This window comes from Methanococcoides sp. (assembly GCF_030594565.1).
Taxonomy (GTDB): domain Archaea; phylum Halobacteriota; class Methanosarcinia; order Methanosarcinales; family Methanosarcinaceae; genus Methanococcoides; species Methanococcoides seepicolus.
Genome location: NZ_JAUVEY010000153.1, coordinates 1 through 5,138, shown reverse-complemented (window position 1 = coordinate 5,138; position 5,138 = coordinate 1). Strand labels below are relative to the sequence as shown.

Genomic DNA, 5,138 nt, shown 5'->3' with positions numbered 1-5,138 from the left:
ACAAGATCGCAGTCCAGTCTCACAGCGGTTTCCAGGTCCTGGATATTCATGAGGATACCGGCATCTCCTGCGATCGTCACAACTTTCTTTTCAGGATGCATAAGGCAGGCCGCTATGCCGGCAGGTAGGCCAAATCCCATGGCAGCCAGGCCGTTCGACATAAGTACTGTGTTAGGGGCAAGTGCAGGATATAGTCTTCCGATCCAGAGTTTGTGAGCACCCACGTCGCTGATAAGGATGTCCTCGCGATCAAGTTTCTGTCGGACCTCCCAGAGAATGCGCTGGGGTTTCACCGGGAATGCGGGGTCATCCTTGTAGCGAAGTAATTCGTCTTCCATTGAAGCCTTGATATTCCTGTAATGGTCCGGGAATTCCTGCGGGGTAACTGCAGAGGTCATTGCACGGAGGGTTGCCTTAAGTGTGCCTAGGAGTGCACATTCCGGGATATAGCTGGCCTCTATTTCAGGATGCCTGTTTTGAACATGAATAATGGTTTTTGAACCGTCCATGTTCCAGTGGTCCGGGCTGTATTCCACGGAATCGAATCCAACGGCAATGACCACGTCCGCTGCGTCCAGACCGCATATGATGTAATCCTGTTCGGACATCCCCATGGAACCTATAAAATGATCATTGTCTGCGGGAATTGCACCTTTCCCCATGAAAGTTGTAACAACGCTTATATTGGCTGCCTCCACGAACTGTTCCAGCTCAGGGGAAGCATTCTCGCGGATCACACCGTTCCCGGCAATGATCAAAGGTCTGGTCGCACCCGAGATAAGTTCGATCGCTTTCTGCAATTCCTTTTCATCAAAGCTACATGAATGGGAGTATTCTTTTTTCTCAAGGGGCAGTGCATCGGTCTCCTGGGTGGATACGTCCTCAGGCAGCTCAATATGAGCAGCCCCGGGTACATCCGTGGCGATATCAAAGGCTTTTCCTAGCAGTTCCGGGATCTGGCTGGCAGCGGTCACAGTTGCGTTCCAGGACGTTATCTTGCTGAACATTCCCGCAACATCCAGAAACTGGTGTGATTCCTTATACGCCCTGTCAAGGGAACCCTGACCTGTAATGGCTACAAGGGGTGCCCTGTCAAGATGGGCATCCGCCACACCGGTCATGAGATTGGTGGCTCCCGGACCCAGGGTGGACAGGCAGACTCCGGGCCTGCCTGTCAGGCGTCCGCACACATCCGCCATGAATGCCGCGGATTGTTCATGCCTTACAACAATGAATTCAATGTCAGATCTCGAAAGGGACTCCATGAGATCCAGTGTTTCTTCTCCCGGGATACCATAAATATATTTCACTCCCTCGTTTTCCAGGCATCTGACAAACAGTTCGCTTCCTTTCATATCAATACACCTTGATCGACTTGATGTTCATGAACTCATAGAGTCCATACTTGTACAGTTCTCGTCCTATGCCGCTCTTCTTGACACCGCCAAAGGGAAGGCGGGGGTCCGAGGCAACCATTGAGTTCACCGACAATATGCCGGATTCAATACGTTTTTCAATCTCCATTGCATGTTCCCTATCTTCGGTCCACAGGCTGGCACCAAGCCCGAAATCGCTGTTGCCTGCAACCCGTATGGCCTCCTCCTCACCCTTGACAATGATAATAGGGGCAACGGTCCGAATGTCTCTCCTTCAACACACGCATGTTCTCGTTAACATTACTGAGGATCACAGGTGCATAAAATGACCCTGGCCTGTCAAGTCTTCCCCCTTCAAGCAGGATGTCGGCACCTTTGTTCACAGCATCCTTTACCTGTGCATCAATGATATCGACCTGTTCCGTATTGACCAGGGGACCAACATCTGTTTGTGGGTCCATTGGGTCCCCGACCTTCAGCTGTCGTGCGGACCCGATAAAAATACGCAGGAATTCATCGGCCACAGCTTCGGTAACAATGAAACGTTTGGCTGCAATGCAACTCTGGCCGCCGTTCTGGAAGCGGCTGTTCACTCCTGCCTTTGCGGCCATCTCCACATTGGCATCATCAAGAACGATGAACGGATCACTCCCCCAAGCTCAAGCACAGCCTTTTTCATATTCCTGCCTGCAGCTTCCGCCACCTTGCTGCCTGCATTAAGGCTGCCTGTGAAAGTGACTGCTGCGATCTCATCCCTTGCGATGAGTTCCAAGGCGGTCCTGCCGTCGATAAGCAGGGTCTGGAATGCACCTTCTGGAAGGCCTGCATCAGCAAACACCTTTTCAATCGCAAGGGCACACATGGGCACGGAGCTGGCATGCTTCAGTATGACCGTATTGCCTCCTACAAGTGCCGGTGCACTGAAACGAAGGGCCTGCCAGAACGGGAAATTCCAGGGCATCATGCTGAGTATCACTCCCTTTGGTTCAAATGAGACTCCAGAATCCAGGGCGTCGGTTTCCACAGCTTCCGGTGCAAGGAAATTCTCCGCATTCTCCGCAAAATATTCGAGAGCCCACGCGCATTTCTCCACTTCGGGAACTGATTCCTTGATGGGTTTGCCCATCTCGATCGTTATGATACGGCCCAGTTCATCCTTGTCTTTTCTTAGTTGTGCAGCCGCAGTCTTTAGATAATGCGCTCTTTCGGAAATGTCAAGATCCTTCCATTCAAGAAAAGTAGTCCTTGCCTTTGTTAAGGTCCGGTTGATCCTCTCTTCTGAATAGTATTAAAATTCCTCATTTATTTCCCCTGTTGCCGGATTCATAGAGACCATTTTCTTCATGTGATTTCTCCCGTAGATTGGAGGAATACAATCTCAAGCCCTACCTTACAGGGTTTTTCAAATCCCCCTCATTTACCCATATCAATGTTGTTGGTTATGCGATATAAAACAAATTGTGAGGGAGTCCAATATAATTTCATGGATCTTGCATGCATGAATTTGTATGATACGAAAGCTCACACCCCATCCCCACTGCTTGGAGTGTCTGAAAAATGTAGTATTGATCGTGAAAAGCAGAGAATAAGTTCTCTGGGACTCTAGTTTCAGACTATGCATGTTAATCCTTCCATACTTGTAGCCGTTGGCTCTGTGTTAGCAGAATTTTCAGAAAAGATGCTTAATTGTAATAGCAAAATGTTTATGTATTGTTTAATTACATTTTAAAAAAGTTATATTGGTGCTCCGGCCGGGATTCGAACCCGAGTTTTCAGCTCGAAAGGCTGGAATGATTGGCCGGACTACACTACCGGAGCACGCTGTTTTTACTCGCTTTAATGCGGGCTTTAATCCTTCGCATTGAAGCGAGCCCTATAAGGGCCATTGAGGATATATACCTTTCGCTTTGAAAGGCTTATTCTTCTTCTTCTTCTTCTTCTGTCTCTACGGGTTCTGCGCTCAGCTGGCTGATCCAGTCTGACAACAGTTCGCATTCTTCTGGTTGGCAGGCAAGCCTGCAACCTGCGCAAGGGGAGAACATCTCTCCTGCAAGGAGTAGATCGAAGGATTCCTCTTCTGGGGTAACTACCTTTATAAGGTAGGTACTAGCTCCATTATTAACAGATGATTCGCGGGATATAAGCTCCGCTTTGATCAGCTTGTTGAGTATCCTTGAGCATTTACGGCTGTCTATCTCCAGAAGCTTCCAGAGCTCGTTCTGATAGACGCCGTCCTTGCTATCGCGTATGATCTTTAGAGTCTTCTCTTCTATTTCCATGGTTCTTTCCGGGAAATAAAATCTTAGTTCTCTACAGGCACTATCAATATTATGTTGTTTCCTCTCAATACAACGGAACCAAGTGATCGTAGACGTTCGCCATCAGCGAGCTCTGTAGTGTCCACAAGATGCAGGTTAAGGTAATCATCAGCACTCTGTAATGTACCTTCAAGGATGTGCTGGTCGCCCTTCATCTCTACCTGGACTTTAGATCCAATCATTTTCTGAACTTTCTTATTTGGGAACAAGATCGTATCCTCACATCATTGTTAATAGATAATAATCAATACTATATACGGGAAAAGTAAAGTGTTCTGCCTACTATTTATGGTTGCCGATTAGAATCAAAACATCGTTCCCACAAATTGCAGGGCGTAGGTGATTTCTTAGATATATCCCTGTATTTCGGCTGTATCTTCTGGCTGTTCTACCGGACGCAGATGGTTCTTCACTTTCGCGATAGGTCCGAACATAGCTTCAAAGTCGCGAATATGCTGTTCAAGCCAGTGTGATAGTTCCAGTGCGGCAAGAGGTGACATGATCACTTCTGTCTCGATGGATCTCTGTATGACCTGTGAATTCGAAGATTTCTCAAACCCTTTAGGGCTGTCATTATAGAAACCGATCCTAAAATCGTAAGGACTGTGACCACCCAATGCACCAATAGCATAGGTCTGTTTAAAGTTCTCAGGTTTAACGACCTCTATCTTCAACTTCTTTGCAACTTTCCCTTCGGGAGCGATCTTATCTTCAGTCATATTAATATATCCTTCAAAAACCATGCCTTATTTGGAAAGTAATTGTCAACATCGCTTAAAAGGGTTTGTCCTATTCGGAATAAACCCATATTATCCTTCAATGAGCTTTTTCAAATCTTTTGCAGAATGTGCGATATCTTTCTTTGAATATACTGCCGCTATCCTCTCAACAGCATCAAGGTTTCTTATAGTATCATCAAGATATCCGAGCAGATCTCCCGGATATGCAGTAATACCGTATTTATCCTCAAGCTGCCTGACTATCTGTATAGGATCATAACCATCCATCCTCATGTTGATGATCTTCTCGGAGAACAAATGCTCAGGACACCCGCAAAATGGGCTATCCTTGCATCCACACGTCAGGAAATCCGCAGCAAAGTCCAGTATCTGGTCCTGCATCTTGGTCTCAAGTTTCGAAAGGTTCTCACCCTCCATAACAATATCCATTGAAGCTCCCTGGAACACCCTTGAAGGCATATTTATCTTCAGGGCAGTTGATATCTGGGCTGCATACTTGAAATAAACAGCCTCAAAGAACTCGAGATTTGTGACTATCTCTATGGCTCTATGATCGGAAAGGACCGCATCACGTATCAAGAACGCCTTTGATATCGAAAGAAAATGTCCTGCGGCAATACTTCCGAACTTCGTAAGTGCGATGGAATCATCCTTTATCGTAATAAACTTCTTCTTTTTCAATTTAGCAAGCAATGAACTAAAGG

At 46.8% G+C, this 5,138-nt stretch carries 6 protein-coding genes, 1 tRNA gene and 1 pseudogene; all 8 read right to left on the bottom strand.

Going from position 1 to position 5,138, the window contains the following annotated elements:
* On the bottom strand, window positions 1-1,355 hold a 1,355-nt coding region (locus tag QAS77_RS10475; protein ID WP_305065438.1), incomplete at its 3' end, for an acetolactate synthase large subunit.
* 1 nt (window position 1,356) lies between these two features.
* Window positions 1,357-1,593, bottom strand: a complete 237-nt coding sequence (locus QAS77_RS11575; protein WP_331522650.1) for an aldehyde dehydrogenase family protein — start codon at window positions 1,591-1,593, stop codon at window positions 1,357-1,359.
* Between the two features lie 10 nt (window positions 1,594-1,603).
* Window positions 1,604-2,646 (bottom strand): annotated as a pseudogene (locus QAS77_RS10470) (aldehyde dehydrogenase family protein).
* A gap of 470 nt (window positions 2,647-3,116) precedes the next feature.
* Window positions 3,117-3,194 (bottom strand) — tRNA-Glu (locus QAS77_RS10465).
* 98 nt (window positions 3,195-3,292) lie between these two features.
* Complete coding sequence (locus tag QAS77_RS10460) at window positions 3,293-3,655, bottom strand: helix-turn-helix transcriptional regulator (protein WP_305065437.1); 363 nt, start codon at window positions 3,653-3,655, stop codon at window positions 3,293-3,295.
* Between the two features lie 23 nt (window positions 3,656-3,678).
* A complete protein-coding gene (locus tag QAS77_RS10455; RefSeq protein WP_250867539.1) occupies window positions 3,679-3,903 on the bottom strand; it encodes an LSM domain-containing protein in 225 nt (74 codons plus the stop codon).
* Between the two features lie 138 nt (window positions 3,904-4,041).
* Window positions 4,042-4,413, bottom strand: a complete 372-nt coding sequence (locus tag QAS77_RS10450) for a DUF3467 domain-containing protein (protein ID WP_250867540.1) — start codon at window positions 4,411-4,413, stop codon at window positions 4,042-4,044.
* Window positions 4,414-4,503: 90 nt separating this feature from the next.
* The coding region (locus QAS77_RS10445; protein WP_305065434.1) for a DUF5814 domain-containing protein at window positions 4,504-5,138 on the bottom strand (635 nt) is incomplete at its 5' end.